Here is a 24,726-nt window from a genome sequence, read left to right on the forward strand (position 1 = left end):
ACATCTACGCGCGTTACGATCGCCGCGAAACCAGCGCCGGAAGAGGCGCTTCGGTCAGGTTGAAGGGACCCCTCTTGCGCCGGGTAACCAAGTTCGCTTCGGCGGGGATCGCCTCCGCCGCGCTCTGTCTGTCCGTCACCGCGTGTGGCAGCACATCGGCCGACAAGGCCAAGGCCGACGAGCCGTCCAGTTCCACCTCCGCCAAGGGCGGCATCAAGGTCGGTATGGCCTACGACGTCGGCGGCCGCGGAGACCACTCCTTCAACGACTCCGCCGCTCGCGGCCTGGACAAGGCGAAGACGGACTTCGGCGGCGACATCAAGGAACTGACCGCGAAGACCACCGACACCGAGGCCGACCGGGTCGACCGCCTCTCGCAGCTCGCCGAGGCCGGTTACAACCCCGTCGTCGGCATCGGCTTCGCCTACGCCAACTCGATGACGAAGGTGGCGGCCAAGTACCCGAACGTCACCTTCGGCATCGTCGACTCGGTCGTCGAGCAGAAGAACGTCGACTCGATCGTCTTCACCGAGGAGCAGGGCTCCTACCTCGGCGGTGTCGCCGCCGCGCTGAAGACGAAGAAGGACCACGTCGGCTTCATCGGCGGTGTCGACGTCCCGCTGATCAAGAAGTTCGAGGCGGGTTACGTCCAGGGTGTCCACGACACCAACCCGAAGATCAAGGTCGACGTCCAGTACCTGTCGCACGGCTCCGACACCTCCGGGTTCGCCAGCCCCGACAAGGGCAAGGCCGCCGCCCAGGGCATGCTCGACAAGGGCGCCGACGTGATCTACGCGGCGGCCGGCTCGTCCGGTTCCGGCTCCATCGAGGCCGTCAACGGCGTCAAGGGAGCCTGGGCGATAGGCGTCGACTCCGACCAGTACAACCAGGCGCAGCTCGCCAAGTACAAGAGCTCGATCCTGACCTCCGTCGTCAAGAACGTCGACGTCGGTGTCTACGACCTGATCAAGTCCGTCAAGGACGGCAAGCCGATGGTCGGCACGAACACGTACTCGCTCGCCAAGGGCGGTGTCTCGCTGACCACCAGCGGTAACTTCATCACGGACATCCAGCCCAAGATCGACGAGGCCAAGAAGAAGATCGTCGACGGCACGGTCAAGGTCAAGACCACCCCGTGATCTGACAGGGCGCGGGGTTTCAGGCCCCGCGCCCGACGTGGACATGGGCCCGGTGGAAGGTGCGGACCTCCCCTCCCGCCGGGCCCTACCCCTTGGTCGTAACGATGTGTCAACTCTACGCGCGTAGGCGGGAGTTGACGCGCTAGCGTCACCCAACGCCCCCCCGCCCCAACGCTCCTTCCTCCGAGGAGAGTGCGCCATCAACGCGTCCAGCCCGCCCGCCGTCGAACTGCGCGGCATCACCAAACGCTTCCCCGGTGTCGTCGCCAACAGCGACATCGACATCACCGTCCGCCGAGGCACCGTCCACGCGCTCTGCGGTGAGAACGGGGCCGGCAAGTCGACCCTGATGAAGATCCTCTACGGCATGCAGAAGCCGGACGAGGGCACCATCACCGTCGACGGCAGTCAGGTCACCTTCGGCAGCCCCGCCGACGCCATCGCGCGCGGCATCGGCATGGTGCACCAGCACTTCATGCTGGCCGACAACCTGACCGTCCTGGAGAACGTCGCTCTCGGCAGCGAGAAGCTCCACGGCATCGGCTCCGCCGCCCGCGCCAAGATCCAGGAGATCTCGGACGCGTACGGTCTGGGCGTACGCCCCGACGTCCTCGTCGAGGAGCTGGGCGTCGCCGACCGGCAGCGCGTCGAGATCCTCAAGGTGCTCTACCGGGGCGCCCACACGCTGATCCTCGACGAGCCGACCGCGGTCCTCGTGCCGCAGGAGGTCGAAGCGCTCTTCGACAACCTGCGCGGACTGAAGTCCGAAGGCCTCACCGTCATCTTCATCTCCCACAAGCTGGGCGAGGTGCTGTCGGTCGCCGACGAGATCACCGTCATCCGCCGCGGCACCACCGTCGGCACCGCCGACCCGCGCTCCACCACCTCCAAGCAGCTCGCCGAGCTGATGGTCGGCAGCGAGCTGCCCTCCCCGGAGACGCGCGAGTCGACCGTCACCGACACCCCCATGCTGCGGATCCAGGACCTGACGCTCACCGCCACCGACACCGACGGTGTCGTACGGGACGTGCTCGCGGGGATCAGCTTCACCATCCACCAGGGCGAAGTCCTCGGCGTCGCCGGGGTCGAGGGCAACGGGCAGGCCGAACTGGTCGAGGCGATCATGGGCCTGCGCGACCCGGACGGCGGGGTCATCACCCTCGGCACCGCCGACATATCCCACGCGCCGACCCGTAAGCGCCGCGAGGCCGGCATCGGCTACATCCCCGAGGACCGCCACCGGCACGGGCTGCTGCTCGAAGCGCCGCTGTGGGAGAACCGCATCCTCGGCCATGTCACCGAGGCGCCCAGCTCCCGGCACGGACTGCTCGACGGCAAGGCCGCGCGTGCCGACACCGAGCGGATCGTGCGCGAGTACGACGTACGCACCCCCGGTATCGAGGTCACGGCGGGCTCGCTGTCCGGCGGCAACCAGCAGAAGCTGATCGTCGGCCGCGAGATGAGCCACACCCCCAAGCTGCTGATCGCCGCCCACCCCACGCGCGGCGTGGACGTCGGCGCGCAGGCGCAGATCTGGGACCAGATACGCGCGGCCCGGCGCGAGGGCCTGGCCGTCCTGCTGATCTCCGCCGACCTGGACGAGCTGATCGGCCTGTCCGACACCCTGCGGGTCATGTACCGCGGCCGCCTGGTCGCCGACGCCGATCCCGCCACGATCACCCCCGAGGAGCTGGGCTCGGCCATGACGGGCGCCGCGAGCGGCCATCTGGACACGAGCGCCACGAGTGACACCGGGGAGGAGAACCGATGAAGAAGACCCTCACCTCCCGGTTCGACAAGGAGCGGCTGGTCCTCGCGGTCGCCGCCCCCGTGCTGGCCCTGGTCGCCGCGCTGATCGTCACCGCGCTGGTCATCCTCGCCACCGGCAAGAACCCCTTCGACGCCTTCAACGACATGCTGTCCTACGGCTCCGCCAGCGACAGCCAGGTCTACATCCTCAACAAGGCGACGACGTACTACCTCGCCGGTGTCGCCGTCGCCATCGGCTTCCGGATGAACCTGTTCAACATCGGGGTCGACGGCCAGTACCGCATCGCTGCCTTCTTCGCCGCCGTCGTCGGCGCGACCCTGCATCTGCCGGGCATCATCGAGATCATCGTCATCATCCTGGTGGCTATGCTCGTCGGCGCCATGTGGTCGGGCATCGCCGGCATCCTCAAGACCTCACGCGGGGTCAGCGAAGTCATCTCGACGATCATGCTGAACTCCATCGCCACCGCGGTCATCGCCTATCTGCTCCAGCCGGAACGGCTCGGCCGGCTCGACCAGGCGGGCACGCTCGTCTCCACCAAGAGCCTGCCGAAGTCGGCGTGGTTCTTCAGCATCAACACCGGCGCCGCCGGTGAGCTGTGGGGCTTCATCGTCATCGCCGCCGTCGCCGGGATCGGCTACTGGTTCGTGCTCAGCCGTACCCGCTTCGGGTTCGACCTGCGCGCCGTCGGCCAGTCGGAGTCGGCAGCCGCGGCCAGCGGTGTCAGTGTCAAGAAGATGATCGTCACCAGCATGCTGCTGTCCGGCGCCATGGCCGGTCTCATCGGCATGCCGACGCTGCTCAACGACAGCCACCAGTTCAGCAACGACTTCCCGCTCGGCATCGGCTTCACCGGCATCGCCATCGCCCTGCTCGGCCGCAACAACCCGGTCGGTATCGCGCTGGCCGCGCTGCTGTGGGGCTATCTGGAGCGCACCACCAACCATCTGGAACTCATCGGCTACGACAAGGAGATCCTCGGCGTGATCCAGGGCGTCATCGTCCTGTGCGTCGTCATCGCCTACGAAGTCGTACGCCGCTACGGCCTCAAGCGCCAGCAGCAGCGGGTCGGCGCCGAACTCGCAGGCCAGGCAGCCACGACCGAGAAGCTGGAGGTGGCGCGATGACCGCCACGATGACCGAGACCCCGCCTCCCGCGGCCCCGAAGGCACCGGGCGCCGGATCGCGGCGGTCCAAGCTGTCCTTCTCGCGGATCCTGCTGATCATCGCGGGCGCGCTGATACTGGTCTCCGCCGTCCGGATCCTCACCGGCTCCGACCAGCTCGACTCCGTCGGCCAGATCAGCGCCGCCCTCGGTCTCGCCGTACCGATCGGCCTCGCCGGCCTCGCCGGTCTCTGGTCCGAGCGTGCGGGCGTGGTCAACATCGGCCTCGAAGGCATGATGATCCTCGGCACGTTCGGCGCCGGCTGGATCGGCTGGCAGTCCAGCCCCTGGCTCGGACTGCTCGCGGGCGTCGGCTTCGGCGTGCTCGGCGGTCTGCTGCACGCCGTGGTCACGGTCACCTTCGGTGTCGACCACATCGTCTCCGGTGTGGCGATCAACCTGCTCGCCCTCGGCGTCACCCAGTACCTCGCCAAGATCTTCTTCAACTCCGGCAAGGCACTGGAGGCGGGCGGCAACCCCAAGCAGTCGCCGCCCGTCGACTCGATCCCGGACGTGACCATCCCCGGGCTCTCCTCGGGGCTGAACTCGCTCGCCAACCACCACTGGTTCCTGATCTCCGACATCGCCGGCATCCTCGGCGGTCTGATCACCAACCTCTCGGTACTGACGATCTTCGCCGCGCTGCTCTTCGTCGTGACCTGGTGGGTGCTCTGGAAGACCCCGTTCGGGCTGCGGCTGCGCTCCTGCGGTGAGAACCCGATCGCGGCCGAGTCGCTCGGCGTCAACGTGTACTCGTACAAGTACATGGCCGTCGCGATCTCCGGCGGGCTCGCCGGACTCGGCGGGGCGTTCCTCGCGACCGTCCCCTCGCACATCTACCTGGAGAACCAGACCGGCGGCCGCGGCTACATCGGTCTCGCCGCGATGATCTTCGGCAACTGGCGGCCGGGCGGACTCGCCATGGGCGCGGGACTGTTCGGCTTCTCCGACGCGCTCCAGCTGCGCAACGGCGGTGACACCGTGCACGCGCTGCTGCTCCTGCTGGTGGTGCTGCTCGTGCTGCTCGCCGCGTGGAAGGCGTACAAGAAGGTCAAGGTCCAGGCCATCGCGAGCGCGGTCATGGCCGCGGTCATCCTGGTCTGGTACCTGCTGACGGATACCGTGCCCGACGACTTCGTCGGCGCCACCCCGTACGTCGTCACGCTGCTGGTGCTGTCGCTGTCCGCGCAGCGGCTGCGGATGCCGAAGGCGGACGGGATGCGCTACCGAAGGGGGCAGGGCCAGTGACGGCGGGCGCCGTCGACTGGGACGCCCTGCGCGCGGCCGCGCGGGACGCCAAGTCCCGCGCGTACGCGCCGTACTCCAAGTACCCCGTCGGTGCGGCCGCGCTGGTCGACGACGGGCGTACGGTCACCGGCTGCAACGTGGAGAACGCCTCGTACGGCATCAGCCTGTGCGCGGAGTGCGGACTCGTCTCGGCGCTGCTGCTCAGCGGCGGCGGCCGGCTCACCCACTTCACCTGCGTCGACGGGGCCGGCGACGTGCTGGTCCCGTGCGGGCGCTGCCGCCAGCTGCTGTACGAGTTCGGCGGCCCCGCCCTGGTGCTGGAGACCCCGGCGGGGCTGCGCACCCTCGATCAGATGCTGCCGCAGGCGTTCGGCCCGCAGCATCTGAACTGAGACCGGTTCCTCCGTCGCCGCGACCCGGCGGCGGAGGGGCCGCTTTTCCCTGCACGTGTGAATTTCGAAAGGACCGTCATGGACGTCATCTCAGTCATCCGCACCAAGCGGGACCGGGGCGAACTCAGCCCGGAGCAGATCGACTGGGTGATCGACGCCTATACGCGCGGCGAGGTCGCCGACGAACAGATGGCGGCGCTGGCCATGGCGATCCTGCTGAACGGCATGAACCGGGCGGAGATCGCCCGCTGGACGGCGGCGATGATCGCCTCGGGCGAGCGCATGGACTTCTCCGCGCTGTCGCGGCCCACCGCCGACAAGCACTCGACGGGCGGCGTCGGCGACAAGATCACCCTGCCGCTCGCCCCGCTCGTCGCCGCGTGCGGCGCCGCCGTACCGCAGCTCAGCGGACGCGGCCTCGGCCACACCGGCGGCACGCTCGACAAGCTGGAGTCCATCCCCGGCTGGCGCGCCACCCTCAGCAACGCCGAGATGCTGGACGTCCTCGACACCACGGGCGCCGTGATCTGCGCCGCCGGCGACGGTCTCGCCCCCGCCGACAAGAAGCTGTACGCGCTGCGCGACGTGACGGGCACGGTCGAGGCGATCCCGCTGATCGCCTCCTCGATCATGTCCAAGAAGATCGCCGAGGGCACGGGCTCGCTGGTGCTGGACGTCAAGGTCGGCTCCGGCGCGTTCATGAAGACCATCGAGGACGCCCGCGAACTGGCCTCGACCATGGTGGGCCTCGGCAACGACCACGGGGTCCGCACGGTCGCCCTGCTCACGGACATGGCGACCCCGCTCGGCCGCACCGCGGGCAACGCGCTCGAAGTCCGCGAGTCCGTCGAGGTCCTGGCGGGCGGCGGCCCCGCCGACGTGGTGGAGCTGACCCTCGCGCTGGCGCGCGAAATGCTCGACGCGGCGGGCCTGAAGGACGCCGACCCGGAGAAGGCCCTGGCCGACGGCTCGGCGATGGACGTCTGGCGCCGCATGATCGCAGCCCAGGGCGGCGCCCCGGACGCCCCGCTCCCGGTGGCCTGCGAACAGCACGTCATCACGGCCCCCGCCACCGGCGTCCTCACCCGCCTCGACGCGTACGGCGTAGGCGTAGCCGCCTGGCGCCTGGGCGCGGGCCGCGCCCGCAAGGAGGACACGGTCCAGGCAGGCGCGGGCATCGAACTCCACGCGAAGCCGGGCGACCAGGTGACAGCGGGCGAACCCCTCCTCACCCTCCACACGGACACCCCGGAAAAGTTCGCCTACGCCGAGGAGGCCCTGGCGTCCGCGTACGACATCGCGGCCACGGGAACGGCGTACGAGCCGACCCGGGTGGTGCGGGAACGCATCGCCTGACCTCGGGAGGGCCGCCCTGTCCGGTGTCGGCGTCGGAAACCGGCGTCGGAAATACGGCGGGAAATTGACGCCGTCAGTTGACGGGGCGGCCCGTCAGCAGGGCCGGGAGGTCGCGCATGTCGCGGAAGACGACCGTGCCCGGGCCGGTGAGGCGGTGGGCCGGGGTGAGGCCGCCGCTGTAGCCGAAGGCGCGCATGCCGGCCGCTCGTGCCGCCGCGATGCCGTACGGGCTGTCCTCCACCACCGCGCAGCGGGCCGGGGGGACGCCCAGGGTGCGGGCCGCGTGCAGGAACAGGTCCGGGGCCGGTTTGCCCCGGGCGACGTCGGACGCGCAGAAGACGCGGCCCTCGAAGTGGCCGTACAGGCCCGTCGTGGTGAGATTCCGGCGGATCCCGTCGTGGCTGTTGTTCGACGCGACGCAGAACGGGATACCCAGGCGCTCCAGTACGTCACCGACTCCGTCGATCACCGTCAGCCCCGCGGCGAACGCCGCGTCGTAGAGGTGGGTGAACTCGCGGTGCCAGCCCGGCTCCAGCGGGCGGCCCAGCCGCTCCTCGACCGCCGCGTCGAAGTCCTCCGCCGAGCAGCCGACGAACCGCTCGACGATCTCCGCCTCCGTGAAGTGGATGCCCAGCTTGGCGAAGACCTGGGCGTCCACCTGGACGGCTATGCGCTCGCTGTCCACCAGGACACCGTCGCAGTCGAATATCACCAGTTCGACAGGATCGTGGGTCATGACCGGCAGCGTACGGGCTGTGTGCGGGCGGCTGCGATGAGTTCTGGCCGTTGCCACGGTCACTGTAGGTGTGGCTGACACGAAACCGATCGTCCTCGTCCTGGCCGGCCGGCCCACCCCGGCCGATGTGCGCCGGCTCTGCGACGACTGGGCCGCGCTGGACGCGCGGGCCCCGGCGGGCGCCGATGTCGTCTGCGACGTCGGCGGCCTCACCCGGCCGGGCCTGGACGCGGTCAGCGCCCTGGCCCGGCTGCGGTTGCTCGCGGGCCGCAGCGGGCGCCGGGTGCGGGTGCGGGGCGCGGGCCAGGAGTTGCTGCTGTTGCTGGAGCTGGTCGGCCTTGCCGGTCTGGCCGGGGACGGTGCGACGGGCACCACCCCGAAGGGAGAGGCGCCGGCCTGATCACCGCATACCCGCCCGCACGGGCTTTCCCGGGCGAGGCCGACGGGCACCCGCCGCTCCCGTCCGGCTCCGTCCCGCCCGGCCGACGACCAGGATCTTCGCCCTGCTCATTCCTTTTCGAGGCGCATCGGCAGGTCGAACATCGGGAACCAGCGGTCCGTGTCCAGGAAGGAGTTGATCCCCGTGATCCGGCCGTCCACGATCTCGATGACCATCAGCGCCCACGGCGTGTGGCCGTTGCCGTCCTCCGCCTGGTGGTAGTGGGCGAACGCGGGTGAGCCGTTGGCGACGACCGGGACCAGTCGCGAGTCGCGGCAGACCGATCCGACACCGAGCATCCAGCCCACGATGTTGTCGTGGCCCTGGAGCCACAGGTCGTACGGCGGCATGGACAGCGTCGCGTCCTCGTGGAGGAGCGCCGTGAGCGCCTTCATGTCGTAGCCCTCGAAGGCCGCGACATAGCGCTCCAGCAGCTCCTTCTGCTCCTCGTCCAGCGGGTCCGCCGTGTCCGTGGCGGCCGGCGCCGACTCGGCGAGCGTCGCCCGCGCCCGCTGCAGCGCGCTGTTCACGGAGGCGACCGTCGTGTCCAGCAGCTCGGCGACCTCGCTCGCCTTCCAGGCCAGCACCTCCCGCAGGATCAGCACCGCGCGCTGCTTCGGCGGCAGATGCTGCAACGCCGCCATGAAGGCCAGCCGGATCGTCTCGCGCTCCACAGCGGCCTCCGCCGGGTCCGTCACCGAAGGCAGTACCCGGCCGTCCGGCACCGGCTCCAGCCAGGTGATCTCCGGGCGGCTGTTGAGCTGCGCCTGGGCCACCGGCGTCGGAGCCGACAGATCCATCGGCCGGGCCCTGCGGTTGCCCGCGTTCAGCATGTCCAGGCAGACGTTCGTCGCGATGCGGTACAGCCACGACCGCAGCGACGACCTGCCCTCGAACTTGTCGAAGCTGCGCCACGCGCGCACCATCGTGTCCTGCACGGCGTCCTCGGCCTCGAAGGCGGAGCCCAGCATGCGGTAGCAGTAGCCGGTCAGCTCCGTCCGGTGTTTCTCCAGCCGGACGTCCAGATTCTCGGTCGTCGCGAGATCAGTCATGGGTCACCTCGGTGCCGCTCGGTCGCCTGTCCTTCGGAAGCTACAGCAGGCCACTGACAATCGCGGCCGCACGGCGAAACTCCCAGGTGACAGCGGTGGCCGACGAGGTCAGTCGCGGGCCGCGTACGTCCCGTACAGCGTGACGGCGGCGACCCCGGCGACCGCGAGCAGCCCCAGCAGCACCGTCGCGCCCCAGCCCGCGGCGTGGAAGGCGGCGGCGCCCAGCGCACCGCCCGCGCTGCTGCCCAGGTAGTACGCCGACTGGTACAGCGCGGAGGCCTGCGCACGACCGGTCCGCGCCGTACGGCTCACCGACGAGGAGGCGACCGCGTGACCGGTGAAGAAGCCCGCCGTGATCAGTACGAGCCCCAGCAGCACGGCGGCCAGCGCGTCCGACAGCGTCAGCAGCAGCCCGGCCGCCGTCGTACCCGCTCCCAGGTACAGCGCGCCGCGCCTGCCGAGCCGTTCGACGAGCCGGCCCGCGGTCGCCGAGGAGACCGTACCGACCAGATAGACGAGGAAGACCGAGCCGACGATCCCCTGCGGCAGGCTGAAGGGCGCCGCCACCAGCCGGTAGCCGATCACGGTGTAGACCGCGCCGAACACCGTCATGAACAGCGCGCCGATCGCGTACAGCCGCAGCAGCAGCGGATCGCTCAGATGACCGCGCACGGTCCGCGCGAGACCGGCCACGCTCAGCGGGCGCGGCGTGAAGTGCCGTGCCTGCGGCAGCAGCGCGCGGAAGACGGCCGCGCACCCCACGGCCAGCAGCCCGACCACGCCGAGCGCCACCCGCCAGCCCCACAGCTGGGCGACCCAGCCGGTGAGGATCCGCCCGCTCATGCCGCCGATGCTGTTGCCCGCGACGAACATGCCGATCGCCGCGACCAGCGCCTTGGGCCGTACCTCCTCGGCGAGGAACGCCATCGCCGACGCCGGCAGCCCGGCGAGCGCGGCGCCCTGCACGGCGCGAAGCGCGATCAGCGATTCGAGGTTCGGCGCGAACGGCACCAGCAGGCCCAGGGCGACGGCGACGGCCAGCGACGCGGTCATCAGGGTGCGCCTGCCGAACCGTTCGCTGAGCGCGCTCAGCGGCAGCACACACAGCGCGAGCGCGCCGGTCGCCGCCGACACCGTCCAGCTGGCCTGGCTCGCCGTGACCCCGAGACCGGTGGAGACGGCGGGCAGCAGCGCCTGCGTCGAGTAGAGCAGGGCGAAGGTCGCGACCCCGGCGGCGAAGAGCGCGAGGCTCATCCGGCGGTAGCCGGGCTTCCCGGGGGACAGCCGCGTGTCGGCGGGCGCGGCGGCCGTGGCGGGCGCGGCGGCCACCCGGCCACCGCTGATCTGCTCCGTACTGACTGACGACATGACCCGAACGTAAGGACCCGCCCACTCATGCGTCCAATGCACGGAAACGCCATAATCGTTCCCATGGTGCATGAACCCAGCTCACGGCCGTATCAGGACCCCGAGTCCTGGTCCGAACTGCTCGCGCCCCGCCTCGCGCAGTTCGCCGCGGCGGCCCGCCACGAACACGTCACCCGGGCAGCCCAGGAGCTGGGGGTCCCGCAGTCCACCCTCTCCCGGGCGCTGGTCAGGCTCGAACAGGACCTGGGCGTAGGGCTGTTCGCCCGCAAGGGCCGTACGGTCGCGCTCACCCACGCGGGCCGGACCTTCCTCGCCGCGGTGGAACGCGCCCTCGCCGAGGTGGAGCGCGCGGCCGAGACCGTACGGGCCGACGCCGACCCGGCGTCCGGCCGGGTCGTCTTCGGCTTCCTGCACACCATGGGCTCGGAGACCGTGCCCGCGCTGATCCGCGCCTTCCGCGCCGACCACCCCCGCGTCCGCTTCCAACTCGTGCAGAACTACGGCGAGGCGATGCTGGAGGGGCTGCGCGCCGGAACGCTCGACCTGTGTCTGACCTCGCCCGTGCCGGACAGCCCCGACCTGGTCGGCCACCGGCTCGACGAGCAGCGGCTGCGGCTCGTCGTCCCCGACGACCACCCGCTCGCCGCCCGGCGCCGGGTCCGCCTCGCCGAGGCGGCCGAGGAGGCGTTCGTCACCCTGGAACCCGGCTACGGGCTGCGCAGGATCACCGACGACCTCTGCGCCGAGGCCGGCTTCCGGCCGCGCGTCGCCTTCGAGGGCGAGGAGGCCGAGACGCTGCGCGGTCTCGTCGCCGCGGGGCTCGGCGTCGCCCTGCTCCCGCCACCGGCCGTGCCGCGCCCGGGAGTTGTCGAACTGACCGTCACGGCGCCGCGCGCCGTACGGGAGATCGGCATCGCCTGGCTCGACGGCTACGAGGACACCCCGCCGGTGGCCGCCTTCAAGCGGTTCCTGCTCTCCCGGCGCGGCCAACTGCTCCCGGACTGAGCCTCGGTGAGGGACCTCGTCGCGGAAACCCCGACAGGCCCTAGGGCCGTAACGACCGCCCGAAGCCCGCCGCCAGCGGCATCCGCAGCCCCAGTGGCGGCGGCGCAGCCAGCGCGTCGGCGACCGGTCGCGAGTACGCCCGCGACAGCAGCGAACCCATGACGAAGTCCGTCGCCAGCGCGAGGACTTCGGCGTGGTGCTGGCGCAGCGCGTGACCGTCGGAGTGCACCTCGAACCGGCAGGTGTCGCGGTTCGCCTTCTTGGCGCGTTCGGCGAGCCGGAAGGAGAGTTCGGGGTCGGTGCGCGTGTCGTTCGTGCCGTGCACGATCAGCACCCGCCGCCCCACCAGCTGCCGCACCGGCTCCGCCGTCTCGGCCGTATCGTCGTCCGGCAGCCAAGGCGCCATCGCGAGGACGGAGTTGACCGCCGGATGCCCGGCGGCGCGCAGGGCGGCCCGGCCGCCCATCCCGTACCCGGCCAGACAGACCGGCACATCGCCGTAGCGGCGGCCGACTTCGTCCACCGCCCACTCGGCGTCGGCCGACGGATGCGCGTCGGGGCCGTTCCAGCCACGGTTGCGGTAGCGCACCACATGCACCAACAGCCCCTCGGGCGCGCCCGCTCTGCCGAGCGACTTGGCGAGCGGCTGCACGGCGGCCCGCGACACGCGCGTCGGTCTGCGTACGGAGAAGGGCTCACCCGCGGGGAGCACGAGCACCACGCCCCCGACCGACGCGCCGCCCGGCGCCGCCACGACCGCGCGCCCCAACTGCGCCTGTGGTTCTGTGTGCTGCATATGCCCCGATCCGCCGCCCGCGGGAACTGACTGCTGTCCCATAACAGAACAGTCTCAGAAGGACAGGTGTACGCCACCCCTCGGCACGGTCACTGTTACGTATCGACGCTCCTGGTTCTACGCGCGTAGGAGCTACCATGTGCAGATGACGAGCCAGACCTTCCGACCGCCCACAGCCGACCAGATCCGCCGTGCCCCCAAGGTCCTTCTCCATGACCATCTGGACGGCGGACTGCGCCCCGGCACGATCATCGAACTCGCGCGCGAGGTCGGCTACGAGGCACTGCCGGAGCACGAGTCCGACAAGCTGGGCATCTGGTTCCGCGAGGCGGCCGACTCCGGTTCGCTGGAACGCTATCTGGAGACGTTCGCGCACACCTGCGCCGTCATGCAGACGCGTGAGGCGCTGTTCCGGGTGGCCTCGGAGTGCGCGCAGGACCTCGCAGAGGACGGCGTCGTGTACGCGGAGGTGCGCTACGCGCCCGAGCAGCACCTGGAGCGCGGGCTGAGCCTCGAAGAGGTCGTCGAGGCCGTCAACGCGGGCTTCAGGGAAGGCGAGCGGCTGGCCAGGGAGAGCGGCCACCGGATCAGGATCGGCGCCCTGCTCACCGCGATGCGGCACGCGGCGCGCGCCCTGGAGATCGCCGAACTGGCCAACCGCTACCGGGATCTGGGCGTCGTCGGCTTCGACATCGCGGGCGCCGAGGCCGGCTTCCCGCCCACCCGTCACCTCGACGCCTTCGAGTATCTGAAGCGGGAGAACAACCACTTCACGATCCACGCGGGCGAGGCGTTCGGGCTGCCGTCGATCTGGCAGGCGCTCCAGTGGTGCGGCGCCGACCGGCTCGGCCACGGCGTGCGGATCATCGACGACATCACCGTCGCCGACGACGGCACGGTCACCCTGGGCAGGCTCGCCGCGTACGTACGGGACAAGCGCATCCCGCTGGAGCTGTGCCCCAGCTCCAACCTGCAGACCGGCGCCGCCGCCTCGTACCGTGAACACCCCATCGGGCTGCTGCGTAAACTGCATTTCCGGGCGACCGTGAATACGGACAACCGGCTGATGAGCGGTACGAGCATGAGCCGCGAATTCGAGCTGCTGGTCGACACGTTCGACTACGCACTCGACGACATGCAGTGGTTCACGGTCAATGCGATGAAATCAGCATTCATTCCTTTCGATGAACGACTCGCCATGATCAACGATGTGATCAAGCCCGGATATGCCGAGTTGAAGTCCGAATGGCTGTTCAAGCAGACGGCTGTGACCAGCGACTCTCTCTCCTGAATACGTCCATCACATCTATCGGGAAGCGGCCGGGAACACGAAATTCCCGCCGCTTCCAGGTGTTTGCGGGACAGGCGCGACGCTGACTAACTTGCAGAGCCGCTCAGATTCCCCATTCCCCAAGGACGAAATCTCAGATGAAGCAGTCCGCCGTCAAGACCATCGGTGCCGTTGCTCTCGGTGCCGCCTTCGCAGCCACCGCAGCGGGCAGCGCGTCAGCCGCGCCCCTGCCCGACCCGGCCGGCGCGCTCGACACCGTCACCCAGACCCTGCCCGTCGACGAGGTCGCCTCCCAGCTCCCGGCCGGCGCGTCGGACGGGGTGACGGCGAGCCGCAGCGCGCTGGGCACCGTCCGGCAGACCTCCCCGCAGGTGCTCGACGCCGTCAAGACCGCCAACCCCGTGGGCGGCCTCCTCGGCGGGCTGCCGGTCAACGGGCTCGCGCAGGGCGGGCTGCCCGTCAACGGAATCCCGCTCGGCGGCTGACCCGCCGCCTACAGCAGTGGGGCGCGCATCCGGACCGGATGCGCGCCCCACTGCGTCGTGACGACTACCAGGCGGCCGATGCCGTCTTCTCGCCCGGCAGCAGTACCCACAGCGCCAGGTAGAGCAGGAACTGGGGACCCGGCAGCAGACAGGACACCACGAAGATCACGCGCATGGTGTTCGCCGAGGTGCCGAAGCGCCGTGCCAGCGCCGCGCACACCCCGCCGATCATGCGCCCTTCGCGGGGGCGGACAAGTGATGCGGCCATGGTGGGCTCCTTCGTGAGACCGTCCGGGGAGCACCTTCCGTGTGCTCTCCCACTGCTTCCATGGTGGCTCCGGAAGCGGAATGACGCCTCGCTCTACGGTGCGATGCGGACCCTGGGAATCGTCGGGGTCGCGCCGGCGGGGGTCTCCTCCTGCGGGATGCCTTCCGCCGCCCGTACGTCATCCCGGCCGCCCAGCCGCTCACGGCGCAGCCTCGCCCGCCCGGCCGGTACGAACAGCACATGCGCGAGCGCCACGCCCAGGGTGCCCAGCAGCACCGAGTCCACGTCGGCGACCCGGCCGGGCACCCCCGTCTGCAACAGCTCGATGCCCAGCGAGATCAGCGCGCCCGCCGCGACCGTGCGGGCCAGCGAGGCCCAGGGGGAGACATGGAGCCGGCCGCCCGCCATCGGCAGCAGCACACCGAGCGGGGCCAGCAGGACGACACCGCCGATGATCCGTCTCGCCGCCTCGAAGGGGCCGAGCGCCACATCGGCCCGGATGCCGGCGAAGGGGCGCAGATTGGCCGCGCTCACCCACGTCACGTCCAGGGGACGGAGTGTCAGCCACCCCACGAGCAGCAGATGCATGAGGAGGAGAGCGAATCCCGCCATACGCAAGCGGGTGACGGCGTTGCCGTCCGGACCATGGCGCACGAATCTCAAGACGCGGCGCCCGTCAGTATCGGTTCCGCCGGGTCGTGGCGAACAGGCTCATGAGACCGGAGTCACTCATTCGGCGGATGCGGACGGCAGCGGCCCGAACGTCGGCACCGGCGCGTCGGGCCTGGTCTTCAGCTCCTTGTCGCACCGGTAGCCGTGCGCCGGGTAGTCGCCTGGACCGCCCAGCACCACCTGCCCGGCCCGCGCCTGCGACTCGTCCGTCGCGCCGTTCTCCACGAACGTACAGACGATCTGCGCCAGCGCGGACGACGCCAGGTCCTCCGGCTGCCGGCTGATCCGCAGCGTGCCCGGCGGATCGCCCTTGCGGTCCGAGCCGAGGATCAGCGGCGGCTGGACGTACGTCGTGAAGCCCGCCGCGTGCTCGCTCGACGACGGCTGCGCCTGCAACTCGTCCAGCAGCGCCTGTGCGATCTTCTCCCGGTCGTCGGCCGTCCGCTGGAGCGGGATCTGCGCCGAACGCTCCACCGACACCAGACCGGAGGCGCACACCAGATAGACCCGGACCGGCACCCCGGGACTCGACCGGGTGATCACGTCCTTCTTGTCCACCTCGCACGGCATCCGCGAGGGCGCCGCCCCCGCGTCGACCGGTACGGACGTGGTCCTGATCCCGCAGCCGGCCAGGACGACGACACCGGCCAGCGCCAGCGCCGCACCGGCCGCCCGCAGCTTCGCCGTCCTCATCTGTGCCGTCCGCACCTTCACCCGCACCTTCACCCGTGCCGTCACCGCGCCCCGCCCCCGCCGCCCGCCCCGTCGCCGTCGGCGTCCCTGTCGGCCGCCTCCGACCCGTCGCGCGGCAGCCGCAGGACGAACATCGCGCCGCCGTCCGGCACGTTGCGCGCCGTGATGTCGCCGCCGTGGATGTGCGCGTTCTCCATCGCGATCGACAGCCCCAGGCCACTGCCCTCGGAGCGCGGCCGGGACGCGCTCGCCTTGTAGAAGCGGTCGAAGACATGCGGCAGGACGTCCTCGGGGATGCCAGGGCCGTGGTCCCGTACCTCGATCACCAGCTCGTCGCCCTCGGTACGCACCGCCACCCGCACCGGCGAGCCGCCGTGCTTGAGCGCGTTGCCGATCAGATTCGCCAGGATGACGTCGAGCCTGCGCGGATCGAGCCGCGCCATCGTGCCCCGCTCGGCGTCCAGTTCCACGGCGTCCAGCCAGGCGCGCGCGTCGATGCACGCGGTGACCTGGTCGGCGACGTCGACATCGTCCAGGACGAGCCGCGCCGTACCCGCGTCGAAGCGGGTCACCTCCATCAGGTTCTCCACCAGCTCGTTGAGCCTGCGGGTCTCGCTCACCACCAGCGTCACGGCCGGCGCGATCATCGGGTCGAGGTTCTCCGCCTCGTCCTCCAGGATCTCCGTCACCGCCGTGAGCGCGGTCAGCGGCGTACGCAGCTCGTGCGACATGTCGGCGACGAAGCGGCGGCTCGACTCCTCGCGGGCGCTCATGTCGGCGACCCGCTTCTGCAACGACTCGGCGGCGCTGTTGAACGTCCGGGAAAGATCGGCCAGTTCGTCGGTGCCGGAGACCCGCAGCCGGGTGCCGAGCCGGCCCTCGCCGAGCCGCCGCGCCGCCTCGCCGAGCCGCTGCACCGGCCTGAGCACGGTCGTCGCCGCCGCTTGCGCCAGCAGCGCCGAGCCGATCAGCGCCAGCCCCGTCGCGATCCCCAGCGACCAGGCGAGCGAGTTGAGATCGGCCCGCTCCTGGTCCAGGGACTTGAACAGATAACCGGTCGGCCCGCCGCCGGTGATACGGGTGCCGCCCACCAGGTACGGCTTGCCGTCGCGCTCGGTGCGCTGCCAGAAGAGGTGGTACGGATACCGGTTGCCTGACGTGACCTTCTGCCGCTCGTTCACCGCCTGCCGCAGCGCGTCGGGCACATCTTTCAGCGCGAAGGCGTCCGGGTCCGAAGCGCCCACGATCTGCTTGCCCTCGCTGTCCTCGCCGAGCAGCAGCACGTTGTCCCCGGTGTTGTCACCGGCCATCTGCCGCGCCGTGGTGCGCAGATCGTCCTGGCGCGGCCGCAACGGCAGTACGGCGGCGCGGTTCTGCATCTCCTGCTTGAAGCTGTCGAGCGCCGAATCCTGCGTACGGGTCAGCACCGCCTCGCGGTTGAGCCAGTACGCGATCCCCGACGCCGAGACGGCGGCGGTCAGCGCGACGGCGCCGAAGACGACCACGAGCCGCAGCCGCAGACTGGTCCAGCGCAGCCCCGCCAGGATCGCCTTCTTCGTCGGGCCCGCAGGACCCACCGGGACGGTGTCCGTCCCGCCCCCCACCGGTGCGTCGGTCACGAAGGCGCGTCCAGCCGGTAGCCCACCCCGCGCACCGTACGGATCAGCGTCGGCGACGACGGCACGTCCTCCACCTTGGCCCGCAGCCGCTGCACACACGCGTCCACCAGACGCGAGTCGCCCAGATAGTCGTGCTCCCACACCAGCCGCAGCAACTGCTGGCGCGACAGCGCCTGTCCCGGCCGCCGGCTCAGCTCCAGCAGCAGCCGCAGCTCGGTCGGCGTGAGCTGCAGATCCTCGCCGTTCTTCGTGACCGTCATCGCGGAGCGGTCGATCACCACCCCGCCGAACGTCGCCGAATCCGTCGACTCCCGTTCGCCACGCCGCAGCACGGCCCTGATCCGGGCGTCCAGCACCCGGCCCTGGACGGGCTTGACGACATAGTCGTCGGCGCCGGACTCAAGACCGACGACCACGTCGATGTCGTCGCTGCGCGCGGTCAGCAGAATGATCGGCAATTGATCCGTACGCCTGATGCGCCTGCACACCTCGAAACCGTCAATTCCGGGCAGCATCACATCCAGCACGATCAGATCGGGCCGCTGCTCTCTGAGCAGCTTCAGGCCGTCCTCTCCCGTCGCCGCGGTGGCCACTCGATGGCCCTGGCGTGACAGCGAGAGTTCGAGGGCCGTGCGGATGGCGTCGTCGTCCTCGATCAGCAACAGGAAAGGCACAGAGGTCATTCTGGCCCATGGGGGGACCGGAGTTCGACAGTTGGAGCGCTCCCAGCTGTTCGGCCCTTGTTCAACCGCCTGTTTCCGGCTCCGTCGCACAAGGGCGGCGACCCCCTGTGACAGCCCTGTGACAGTCGAAGGACAGGGCCATGAAATCGCGTGGGCAAGCTTTTCGACACACGGCAAGCAGACTCCAACCGACGGGGGGCGCGAGATGAACGCACTGCACGAGACGAGTTCGAGCGCGGTGGTCACGCGTCTGCACGACGTCGTACGGAGCGCAGAGAAGTCCGGCGCCGTGAACGGGCGGGGGTGCGTTCGCGGCGCCGGGCGCCAGCACAAGCCGCCGTACATGACGGTCGTGGACGCGGCAGGGGGGACGGCGGGGGCGACGGAGCGTGCGGACGCCTCGGCCGCCTCGGACGCCGAAGCGGCGTTCACCGCCTACGTACAGGAGCGCCGCGCCTCGCTGTACGCGACGGCCTACCACCTGACCGGCGACCGGTTCGAGGCCGAGGACCTGCTCCAGAGCGCCCTGTTCTCGACGTACCGGGCCTGGGACCGGATCAGCGACAAGGCCGCGGTCGGTGGCTACCTCCGCCGCACCATGACGAACCTGCACATCAGCGCCTGGCGGCGGCGCAAGCTCAACGAGTACCCGACGGAGGAGCTGCCGGAGACGGCGGGCGACACCGACGCGATGCGCGGCACCGAACTGCGCGCCGTGCTCTGGCAGGCGCTCGCGCGCCTCCCCGAGCTGCAGCGCACGATGCTGGTACTGCGCTACTACGAGGGCCGCACCGATCCGGAGATCGCGGACATCCTCGACATCAGTGTCGGCACGGTGAAGTCGAGCATCTGGCGGTCACTCCGCCGGCTGCGCGAGGACCAGGTCCTCAGCTTCGGCCGTGACGAGGAAGAGTCCTTCGGCGAGTTGGTGGCCTGAAGGCTGCGGGGGGGGGCCTGTCGTTTCGGGGGAGACGGCAGGAGCGGTGGGGGGAAACAGGGGGGAACACCGGGGGGAAAGCGGGGGGAATCACGGGGGGCAGCACCGGGGGGTGCGACGGAGCCAGCCAGGCCGGGGGGTCTTGGCTGGCTCCGTTCGTATGTCCCGGGAACGCGAAGGGGCTACGAAGAGACCGCGACGGAGCGGCCCCTGGCCGCCTCGGCTATCCGGCCCAGCGCCTCGGTACCCGCGCACGGATACGCGCCGAGCGCCGTCTGGCGCGCCACGATCGACCGCTCGGCGCGCATCAGCCGCCAGCCGCGCCGCAGCAGGAACGGCACCGACTTCCGCCCTTCGCGCAGATCCCGCAGCAGCCGGCGCCGGAACGTGGTCGAAGGCCGGCCGCGCAGACACAGCGCGTCGGCCAGCAGCCCGAGTTCGCCGCACCGGGCCACGATGTCGGCGGCGAAGATGCCCTCCGCGACGAAGAGCGGCGCACCGGCGGTGTCGAGCGTCTCGGTGTCCACCCGCGAGCTGGTCGCGATGGAGTAGACGGGAACGGTCGTACGACCCGTACGGCACAGCTCGGCCACCGCGGCGACGGCGGCCTCCGCGTCCCAGGACCGCACCGAGTCCCAGTCGATGTCCGCGCTGTCGGGGACCAGCGGAAGTGTCGGGTCGTCACCCTCCTTGTAGAAGTCGTCAAGACGCAGGATCGGCAGGCCCGTACGGGCGGCCAGGGACGACTTCCCCGACCCCGAGGGGCCGGCGAGCAGCACGACAAGGGGCAGGGCGGTTTGGGAGCTCACGGGACACCAGTCTGCGGCATGCGCCCGCGGAAGGGATCCCCGGGGACCGATACGGCCGATGAAGTGGTACGGGGAGTCACCCGTCAACTACGCTTCGTGTCATTCCGCTCACCCCCGGCCAGGCAGGACATCTCATGGCACGTCACGCAGCCCGCACCTCCCCGCGCCGCACTCTGCTGCGCGCCGGACTCACCGTCACAGCCGCGGGCGCCGCGCTCGGCCTGGCCGGCACGGCCGCCCAGGCCGCGGCCGCCGACACGGACGCACCCCTGCTCGCGGGCGCCGGCACGGCGGCCACCCAGGGCCTGACCGGCGCGCTCACCCACTCGACGACGGGCGCGGTCTCCCCGCTGACCAGCCTGAAGCTCGACCCGCTGGCGAACACGGGCGTCGACCCGCTGGACAACGCGGTCGGCACGCAGGTGGCCGACTTCAAACCGCTGTCGACGGCCCTGGTCACCGACCCGGTCACCAACGGCGGCGCCCTCCAGGACCTCCCGGTCGTCGGCCGGGCGACGGGCCTGCTCCCCGGCTGAGGTCAGGGGACGCGGCCTACGTGGATGACGGCGATCGTGATGGTCGCGTCCTCGATCTCGTACAGGACGCGGTACAGGCCGATATGGATGCGGCGGACGTCCCACGAGCCGAACGAGGTCGAGCCTTGGGGGCGGGGTTCGTCGGCGAGCAGGAACAGGGATTCGTACACCTGTAAGAATCCGGCTGGATCCTCCGTCATGAAGCGCTCGGCGGCTTTCGTGGCGACCTGACGCCACTCGATCCGGTACCTCACGAGTCGTGCTCGATCCCGAGCATGCGCTTCACTTCTTCGTGGGGCACGGTAACGAGCGTGCCGTTCGCCTTCTCCGCCTGGTACTCGGCGAGCGCGCGCGCGTCCTCAAGGTCCTCCAGATCGTGCGCGTTGATCAGGACGGCTGCCACGTGCCCGTGGTCCGTGATCGCGATCCGTTCGTGGGAGTGCGCCACGCGGCGAACGAGCGTGCCCAACTTCGCGCGGGCGTCGGTCATGGTGAATTCGCTTATCCCGGCGGGCTCAGGGCCGTCCAGGATGGGTGCTTCGCTCATGCAAGAAGTGTAATCTTCTGTACGCTAGTACACGACGAAAACGGCCCGCGTTCCCCCAAACGAGGGAACGCGGGCCGTCGTTACGTTTTCGCTCAGTACGACGAGCCCGAGGCGCCCAGGGCGCCGGTCGGGTGCCAGACCGTCTTCGTCTCCAGGAACGCCGTCATCCGGTGGGTGCCCGGGTCGCCCAGCCAGTCCTCGTCGGCCGGGCGCAGCACGCGCTTGAGGTTGTCGGCCGCCGCGATCTCCAGCTCCTTCGCGAGCGTCTCGTCCGCGCCCGCCAGGTCGATCGCGTTGACGTCCTGATGCGCCGCCAGGGGCGCCGCCAGCTCCGCCGTCCTGCCGGACAGTACGTTGACCACGCCGCCCGGGACGTCGGACGTCGCCAGCACCTCGCCGAGCGACAGCGCCGGCAGCGGCGCGCGCTCGCTCGCGATCACGACCGCCGTGTTGCCCGTCGCGATCACCGGCGCCAGCACCGAGACCAGGCCAAGGAACGACGAGTCCTGCGGGGCCAGCACCGTGACCACACCGGTCGGTTCGGGCGTGGACAGGTTGAAGAACGGACCCGCGACCGGGTTCGCCCCGCCCACGATCTGGCCGATCTTGTCCGTCCAGCCCGCGTACCAGACCCACCGGTCGATCGTCGCGTCCACCACAGCGGTGGCCTTCGGCTTCGACAGCCCCTCCGCCTCGGCGACCTCCCGTACGAACTGGTCCCTGCGGCCCTCCAGCATCTCCGCGACCCGGTACAGCACCTGACCGCGGTTGTACGCGGTCGCGCCCGACCAGCCGCCGAACGCCTTGCGCGCCGCCACGACCGCGTCACGCGCGTCCTTCCGGGAGGACTGCGGCGCGTTCGCCAGCCACCTGTCCTTGGAGTCCGTCACCTCGTACACCCGGCCGCTCTCGCTGCGCGGGAACTTGCCCCCGACGTACAGCTTGTAGGTCTTGAAGACGGTCAGTCGTGACTCAGACATCTAGGTACGCCTCCAGGCCGTGCCGACCGCCCTCGCGGCCATGGCCCGACTCCTTGTAACCGCCGAAGGGCGACGCCGGATCGAACTTGTTGAACGTGTTGGCCCAGACGACGCCCGCCCGCAGCTTGTTCGCGACCGCGAGGATCCGCGAACCCTTCTCCGTCCAGACGCCGGCGGACAGCCCGTACTGGCTGTTGTTGGCCTTCGCCACCGCCTCGTCCGGCGTACGGAACGACAGCACCGACAGCACAGGACCGAAGATCTCGTCCCGCGCGATCGTGTGCGCCTGCGTGACGTTCGTGAACAGCGTCGGCGCGAACCAGTAACCCGACGACGGCAGTTCGCACTCCGGCGACCAGCGCTCCGCGCCCTCCGCCTCGCCCTGCTCCGTCAGCGCCCTGATCCTGGCCAGCTGCTCGGCGGAGTTGATCGCGCCGAGGTCGGTGTTCTTGTCCAGCGGGTCGCCCACGCGCAGCGTGGACAGCCGGCGCTTCAGCGAGTCCAGCAACTCCTCCTGGACCGACTCCTGTACGAGCAGCCGCGACCCGGCGCAGCAGACCTGGCCCTGGTTGAAGAAGATCCCGGTGACGATGCCCTCGACCGCCTGGTCGATCGGCGCGTCGTCGAAGACGATGTTCGCGCCCTTGCCGCCCAGTTCGAGCGTGGCCTTCTTGCGCGTGCCCGCGATCTGCCGGGCGATGGCCTTGCCGACGGCGGTCGACCCGGTGAAGGCGACCTTGTCGACGTCCGGGTGCTCGACCAGCGCGGCGCCGGCGCCGCCGTCACCCGTCACGATGTTCACGACGCCCTTGGGCAGGCCCGCCTGCCGGCAGACGTCGGCGAAGAACAGCGCGCTGAGCGGAGTCGTCTCGGCGGGCTTCAGCACCACCGTGTTGCCGGTGGCCAGCGCGGGCGCGATCTTCCACGCGAGCATCAGCAGCGGGAAGTTCCACGGGATGATCTGCCCCGCGACACCCAGCGGGCGCGGGTCCGGACCGTACCCGGCATGGTCCAGCTTGTCGGCCCAGCCCGCGTGGTAGAAGAAGTGCGCGGCGACCTGGGGCAGGTCGAAGTCGCGGGTCTCCTTGATCGGCTTGCCGTTGTCCAGCGTCTCCAGGACCGCCAGTTCGCGCGAGCGCTCCTGGATGATCCGGGCGATCCGGAACAGATACTTCGCGCGCTCGGCGCCCGGCAGCACCGACCACTTCTCGAACGCCTTGCGGGCGGCCCGTACCGCCCGGTCCACGTCGGCAGCCCCGGCCAGCGCGACCTCGGACAGGACTTCCTCGGTGGCCGGGCTGACGGTCTTGAAGACCTTGCCGTCCGCCGCCTCCGTGAACTCGCCGTCGATGAACAGGCCGTAGCTCGGCGCGATGTCGACGACGGAGCGGGACTCGGGTGCGGGTGCGTACTCGAATGCCATGTCAGTCCACCGTCACGTAGTCGGGGCCGGAGTACCGGCCGGTCGCCAGCCTCTGACGCTGCATCAGCAGATCGTTCAGCAGGCTGGAGGCGCCGAAGCGGAACCAGTGGTTGTCCAGCCAGTCCGCGCCCGCGGTCTCGTTGACCAGCACCAGGAACTTGATGGCGTCCTTGCTGGTACGGATGCCGCCGGCCGGCTTCACCCCGATCTGCACCCCGGTCTGCGCCCGGAAGTCGCGCACGGCCTCCAGCATCAGCAGCGTGTTCGCTGGGGTGGCGTTGACGCCGACCTTGCCGGTGGACGTCTTGATGAAGTCGGCCCCCGCGATCATGCCGAGCCAGGAGGCGCGGCGGATGTTGTCGTACGTCGACAGCTCGCCGGTCTCGAAGATCACCTTGAGCCTGGCGGCTCCCGCGGCCTCCTTGACGGCCCTGATCTCCTCGTACACCTTCAGGAAGTGCCCGGCGAGGAACGCGCCACGGTCGATGACCATGTCGATCTCGTCGGCGCCCGCGGCGACGGCGTCGCGCGTGTCCGCGAGCTTCACTTCGAGCGAGGCGCGGCCTGCGGGGAACGCGGTGGCGACGGAGGCGACCTTGACGCCGGACCCCTTGAGCGCGGCTGCGGCTGTCGCCGCCATGTCCGGATAGACACAGAGCGCGGCGGTTCTGGGGGCGGTGCGGTCGGTGGGGTCGGGGTTCATCGCCTTGCCGGCGAGCGAGCGGACTTTACCGGCGGTGTCGGAGCCTTCGAGCGTCGTCAGGTCGATCATCGAGATGGCGAGGTCGATGGCGTAGGCCTTGGCCGTGGTCTTGACGGAACGCGTACCGAGCGATGCGGCGCGGGCTTCGAGACCGACGGCGTCGACGCCGGGGAGCCCGTGCAGGAAGCGGCGCAGCGAGCTGTCGGACGCGGTCACGTCGGCGAATGGGGGTGCGGGTGGCGGCATGGTCACCACCCGAGCATATCTACGCGCGTAGCGGAATGTACAGGGGGTGGGTGGTTGCGGGTTCTTGGTTGCGGTGGTTGCCGGGTGTCGTTCCGGGGAGGCGTCCTGCGCTGCATGATTTACGGCGCGTACTCCCGAGACGCGGAGCCACCGCAAAGATGCGCCACAAATCACGCTCTACGCTCCGGACACCACCCCTGCACGACCCCCTTCACCCCAGCCGCCCGAATCGGCTGCCCCGCGACCACCAAGGGCCGGCGGCCGGGCGTTCACGCCAGGGATGTTCCCTCGACCCGCAGGGCACCGCTCACCCGCGCTGACGCGGGCGGGTGTGGCCGACCACCGGACGGGAGGGGGCCGGGGCCGG

The 24,726-nt window shown here is 70.4% G+C and carries 27 protein-coding genes; 12 read left to right on the forward strand and 15 right to left on the reverse strand.

Annotation, left to right across the window (positions count from 1 at the left end; genetic code table 11):
- Positions 1-74 precede the first annotated feature (74 nt).
- The 6 genes from OHS57_RS24095 to OHS57_RS24120 all read left to right on the forward strand — a co-directional run bounded on the left by OHS57_RS24095 (position 75) and on the right by OHS57_RS24120 (position 7,071).
- Positions 75-1,139, forward strand: a complete 1,065-nt coding sequence (locus OHS57_RS24095; protein ID WP_041985279.1) for a BMP family lipoprotein — start codon at positions 75-77, stop codon at positions 1,137-1,139.
- Positions 1,140-1,368: 229 nt separating this feature from the next.
- A complete protein-coding gene (locus tag OHS57_RS24100) occupies positions 1,369-2,910 on the forward strand; it encodes an ABC transporter ATP-binding protein (RefSeq protein WP_328585152.1) in 1,542 nt (513 codons plus the stop codon).
- Positions 2,907-4,037 (forward strand): ABC transporter permease, encoded by a 1,131-nt coding sequence (locus OHS57_RS24105; RefSeq protein ID WP_041985272.1) that lies wholly within the window; start codon positions 2,907-2,909, stop codon positions 4,035-4,037. Before OHS57_RS24100 ends, OHS57_RS24105 begins: the two co-directional genes overlap by 4 nt.
- The gene (locus tag OHS57_RS24110; protein WP_041985270.1) at positions 4,034-5,323 is read left to right on the forward strand and encodes an ABC transporter permease; all 1,290 of its coding nucleotides are present in this window, start codon (positions 4,034-4,036) and stop codon (positions 5,321-5,323) included. The genes OHS57_RS24105 and OHS57_RS24110 overlap by 4 nt, the downstream gene beginning before the upstream one ends.
- A complete protein-coding gene (locus tag OHS57_RS24115) occupies positions 5,320-5,715 on the forward strand; it encodes a cytidine deaminase (RefSeq protein WP_328583309.1) in 396 nt (131 codons plus the stop codon). Before OHS57_RS24110 ends, OHS57_RS24115 begins: the two co-directional genes overlap by 4 nt.
- A gap of 78 nt (positions 5,716-5,793) precedes the next feature.
- Positions 5,794-7,071 carry a thymidine phosphorylase gene (locus OHS57_RS24120; protein WP_328583310.1) on the forward strand — a complete coding sequence of 426 codons (1,278 nt, stop codon included), beginning with the start codon at positions 5,794-5,796 and terminating at the stop codon, positions 7,069-7,071.
- 73 nt (positions 7,072-7,144) lie between these two features.
- Here OHS57_RS24120 and OHS57_RS24125 read toward each other — a convergent pair whose 3' ends face one another.
- Positions 7,145-7,807, reverse strand: a complete 663-nt coding sequence (locus tag OHS57_RS24125) for an HAD family hydrolase (protein ID WP_198533221.1) — start codon at positions 7,805-7,807, stop codon at positions 7,145-7,147.
- A gap of 70 nt (positions 7,808-7,877) precedes the next feature.
- On the opposite strand from OHS57_RS24125, the gene OHS57_RS24130 reads away from it, so the two are divergent.
- Positions 7,878-8,207, forward strand: coding sequence for an STAS domain-containing protein (locus OHS57_RS24130; protein ID WP_328583311.1), 330 nt, complete (start codon positions 7,878-7,880; stop codon positions 8,205-8,207).
- 107 nt (positions 8,208-8,314) lie between these two features.
- Here the strand turns inward: OHS57_RS24130 and OHS57_RS24135 are convergent, their stop codons facing one another.
- Both OHS57_RS24135 and OHS57_RS24140 read right to left on the reverse strand, forming a co-directional pair.
- Complete coding sequence (locus tag OHS57_RS24135) at positions 8,315-9,298, reverse strand: sigma-70 family RNA polymerase sigma factor (protein ID WP_328583312.1); 984 nt, start codon at positions 9,296-9,298, stop codon at positions 8,315-8,317.
- Positions 9,299-9,406: 108 nt separating this feature from the next.
- Entirely contained in the window at positions 9,407-10,666 is a 1,260-nt protein-coding gene (locus OHS57_RS24140; protein ID WP_328583313.1) for an MFS transporter, read from the reverse strand.
- A 63-nt stretch (positions 10,667-10,729) separates the two neighbouring features.
- On the opposite strand from OHS57_RS24140, the gene OHS57_RS24145 reads away from it, so the two are divergent.
- Complete coding sequence (locus tag OHS57_RS24145) at positions 10,730-11,671, forward strand: LysR family transcriptional regulator (protein ID WP_328583314.1); 942 nt, start codon at positions 10,730-10,732, stop codon at positions 11,669-11,671.
- 40 nt (positions 11,672-11,711) lie between these two features.
- Here OHS57_RS24145 and OHS57_RS24150 read toward each other — a convergent pair whose 3' ends face one another.
- The gene (locus OHS57_RS24150) at positions 11,712-12,392 is read right to left on the reverse strand and encodes a dienelactone hydrolase family protein (RefSeq protein ID WP_328585153.1); all 681 of its coding nucleotides are present in this window, start codon (positions 12,390-12,392) and stop codon (positions 11,712-11,714) included.
- A gap of 220 nt (positions 12,393-12,612) precedes the next feature.
- On the opposite strand from OHS57_RS24150, the gene OHS57_RS24155 reads away from it, so the two are divergent.
- Both OHS57_RS24155 and OHS57_RS24160 read left to right on the forward strand, forming a co-directional pair.
- Positions 12,613-13,758: an adenosine deaminase gene (locus OHS57_RS24155; protein WP_041995271.1), complete on the forward strand. Its 1,146-nt coding sequence runs from the start codon at positions 12,613-12,615 to the stop codon at positions 13,756-13,758.
- Between the two features lie 137 nt (positions 13,759-13,895).
- Entirely contained in the window at positions 13,896-14,243 is a 348-nt protein-coding gene (locus tag OHS57_RS24160) for an ATP-binding protein (RefSeq protein WP_328583315.1), read from the forward strand.
- A 64-nt stretch (positions 14,244-14,307) separates the two neighbouring features.
- On the opposite strand, the gene OHS57_RS24165 is transcribed toward OHS57_RS24160, so the two are convergent.
- From OHS57_RS24165 to afsQ1, 5 genes are all read right to left on the reverse strand, one after another.
- Positions 14,308-14,511 (reverse strand): PspC domain-containing protein, encoded by a 204-nt coding sequence (locus OHS57_RS24165; protein WP_041985248.1) that lies wholly within the window; start codon positions 14,509-14,511, stop codon positions 14,308-14,310.
- Positions 14,512-14,604: 93 nt separating this feature from the next.
- The gene (locus OHS57_RS24170; protein ID WP_041985246.1) at positions 14,605-15,123 is read right to left on the reverse strand and encodes a VanZ family protein; all 519 of its coding nucleotides are present in this window, start codon (positions 15,121-15,123) and stop codon (positions 14,605-14,607) included.
- A 117-nt stretch (positions 15,124-15,240) separates the two neighbouring features.
- The gene (locus OHS57_RS24175) at positions 15,241-15,876 is read right to left on the reverse strand and encodes a hypothetical protein (protein WP_041995269.1); all 636 of its coding nucleotides are present in this window, start codon (positions 15,874-15,876) and stop codon (positions 15,241-15,243) included.
- A 41-nt stretch (positions 15,877-15,917) separates the two neighbouring features.
- Positions 15,918-17,495: an ATP-binding protein gene (locus OHS57_RS24180; RefSeq protein WP_443042952.1), complete on the reverse strand. Its 1,578-nt coding sequence runs from the start codon at positions 17,493-17,495 to the stop codon at positions 15,918-15,920.
- Entirely contained in the window at positions 17,492-18,169 is a 678-nt protein-coding gene (gene afsQ1, locus OHS57_RS24185) for a two-component system response regulator AfsQ1 (RefSeq protein ID WP_198533391.1), read from the reverse strand. Before afsQ1 ends, OHS57_RS24180 begins: the two co-directional genes overlap by 4 nt.
- A 214-nt stretch (positions 18,170-18,383) precedes the next feature.
- Here afsQ1 and OHS57_RS24190 point away from each other — a divergent pair, with 214 nt between their 5' ends.
- Positions 18,384-19,115: a SigE family RNA polymerase sigma factor gene (locus OHS57_RS24190; RefSeq protein ID WP_328583316.1), complete on the forward strand. Its 732-nt coding sequence runs from the start codon at positions 18,384-18,386 to the stop codon at positions 19,113-19,115.
- A gap of 182 nt (positions 19,116-19,297) precedes the next feature.
- On the opposite strand, the gene OHS57_RS24195 is transcribed toward OHS57_RS24190, so the two are convergent.
- Entirely contained in the window at positions 19,298-19,924 is a 627-nt protein-coding gene (locus OHS57_RS24195; protein WP_041985238.1) for a hypothetical protein, read from the reverse strand.
- Between the two features lie 134 nt (positions 19,925-20,058).
- On the opposite strand from OHS57_RS24195, the gene OHS57_RS24200 reads away from it, so the two are divergent.
- Positions 20,059-20,460: a hypothetical protein gene (locus tag OHS57_RS24200; protein ID WP_328583317.1), complete on the forward strand. Its 402-nt coding sequence runs from the start codon at positions 20,059-20,061 to the stop codon at positions 20,458-20,460.
- A 2-nt stretch (positions 20,461-20,462) separates the two neighbouring features.
- Here OHS57_RS24200 and OHS57_RS24205 read toward each other — a convergent pair whose 3' ends face one another.
- The 5 genes from OHS57_RS24205 to deoC form a co-directional block, all read right to left on the reverse strand.
- Positions 20,463-20,630, reverse strand: coding sequence for a type II toxin-antitoxin system RelE family toxin (locus OHS57_RS24205; RefSeq protein WP_328583318.1), 168 nt, complete (start codon positions 20,628-20,630; stop codon positions 20,463-20,465).
- Positions 20,631-20,710: 80 nt separating this feature from the next.
- The gene (locus tag OHS57_RS24210) at positions 20,711-21,007 is read right to left on the reverse strand and encodes a type II toxin-antitoxin system Phd/YefM family antitoxin (RefSeq protein WP_443042953.1); all 297 of its coding nucleotides are present in this window, start codon (positions 21,005-21,007) and stop codon (positions 20,711-20,713) included.
- A 92-nt stretch (positions 21,008-21,099) separates the two neighbouring features.
- The gene (locus tag OHS57_RS24215) at positions 21,100-21,987 is read right to left on the reverse strand and encodes an aldehyde dehydrogenase family protein (protein ID WP_328583319.1); all 888 of its coding nucleotides are present in this window, start codon (positions 21,985-21,987) and stop codon (positions 21,100-21,102) included.
- Entirely contained in the window at positions 21,980-23,410 is a 1,431-nt protein-coding gene (locus tag OHS57_RS24220) for an aldehyde dehydrogenase family protein (RefSeq protein WP_041985234.1), read from the reverse strand. Before OHS57_RS24220 ends, OHS57_RS24215 begins: the two co-directional genes overlap by 8 nt.
- 1 nt (position 23,411) lies before the next feature.
- Positions 23,412-24,359 carry a deoxyribose-phosphate aldolase gene (gene deoC / locus OHS57_RS24225; RefSeq protein WP_328585155.1) on the reverse strand — a complete coding sequence of 316 codons (948 nt, stop codon included), beginning with the start codon at positions 24,357-24,359 and terminating at the stop codon, positions 23,412-23,414.
- Between the last annotated feature and the right edge of the window lie 367 nt (positions 24,360-24,726).

The organism is Streptomyces sp. NBC_00370 (genome assembly GCF_036084755.1).
Classification (GTDB): Bacteria; Actinomycetota; Actinomycetes; order Streptomycetales; family Streptomycetaceae; genus Streptomyces.

Coding starts and splice junctions, on each gene's coding strand:
- OHS57_RS24105 (WP_041985272.1), top strand. CDS start 2,907: ATGAAGAAGACCCTCACCTCCCGGTTCGACAAGGAGCGGCTGGTCCTC.
- OHS57_RS24110 (WP_041985270.1), top strand. CDS start 4,034: ATGACCGCCACGATGACCGAGACCCCGCCTCCCGCGGCCCCGAAGGCA.
- OHS57_RS24120 (WP_328583310.1), top strand. CDS start 5,794: ATGGACGTCATCTCAGTCATCCGCACCAAGCGGGACCGGGGCGAACTC.
- OHS57_RS24125 (WP_198533221.1), bottom strand. CDS start 7,807: ATGACCCACGATCCTGTCGAACTGGTGATATTCGACTGCGACGGTGTC.
- OHS57_RS24135 (WP_328583312.1), bottom strand. CDS start 9,298: ATGACTGATCTCGCGACGACCGAGAATCTGGACGTCCGGCTGGAGAAA.
- OHS57_RS24140 (WP_328583313.1), bottom strand. CDS start 10,666: ATGTCGTCAGTCAGTACGGAGCAGATCAGCGGTGGCCGGGTGGCCGCC.
- OHS57_RS24145 (WP_328583314.1), top strand. CDS start 10,730: ATGGTGCATGAACCCAGCTCACGGCCGTATCAGGACCCCGAGTCCTGG.
- OHS57_RS24155 (WP_041995271.1), top strand. CDS start 12,613: ATGACGAGCCAGACCTTCCGACCGCCCACAGCCGACCAGATCCGCCGT.
- OHS57_RS24160 (WP_328583315.1), top strand. CDS start 13,896: ATGAAGCAGTCCGCCGTCAAGACCATCGGTGCCGTTGCTCTCGGTGCC.
- OHS57_RS24165 (WP_041985248.1), bottom strand. CDS start 14,511: ATGGCCGCATCACTTGTCCGCCCCCGCGAAGGGCGCATGATCGGCGGG.
- OHS57_RS24170 (WP_041985246.1), bottom strand. CDS start 15,123: ATGGCGGGATTCGCTCTCCTCCTCATGCATCTGCTGCTCGTGGGGTGG.
- OHS57_RS24175 (WP_041995269.1), bottom strand. CDS start 15,876: ATGAGGACGGCGAAGCTGCGGGCGGCCGGTGCGGCGCTGGCGCTGGCC.
- OHS57_RS24190 (WP_328583316.1), top strand. CDS start 18,384: ATGAACGCACTGCACGAGACGAGTTCGAGCGCGGTGGTCACGCGTCTG.
- OHS57_RS24200 (WP_328583317.1), top strand. CDS start 20,059: ATGGCACGTCACGCAGCCCGCACCTCCCCGCGCCGCACTCTGCTGCGC.
- OHS57_RS24210 (WP_443042953.1), bottom strand. CDS start 21,007: ATGAGCGAAGCACCCATCCTGGACGGCCCTGAGCCCGCCGGGATAAGC.
- OHS57_RS24215 (WP_328583319.1), bottom strand. CDS start 21,987: ATGTCTGAGTCACGACTGACCGTCTTCAAGACCTACAAGCTGTACGTC.
- OHS57_RS24220 (WP_041985234.1), bottom strand. CDS start 23,410: ATGGCATTCGAGTACGCACCCGCACCCGAGTCCCGCTCCGTCGTCGAC.
- deoC (WP_328585155.1), bottom strand. CDS start 24,359: ATGCCGCCACCCGCACCCCCATTCGCCGACGTGACCGCGTCCGACAGC.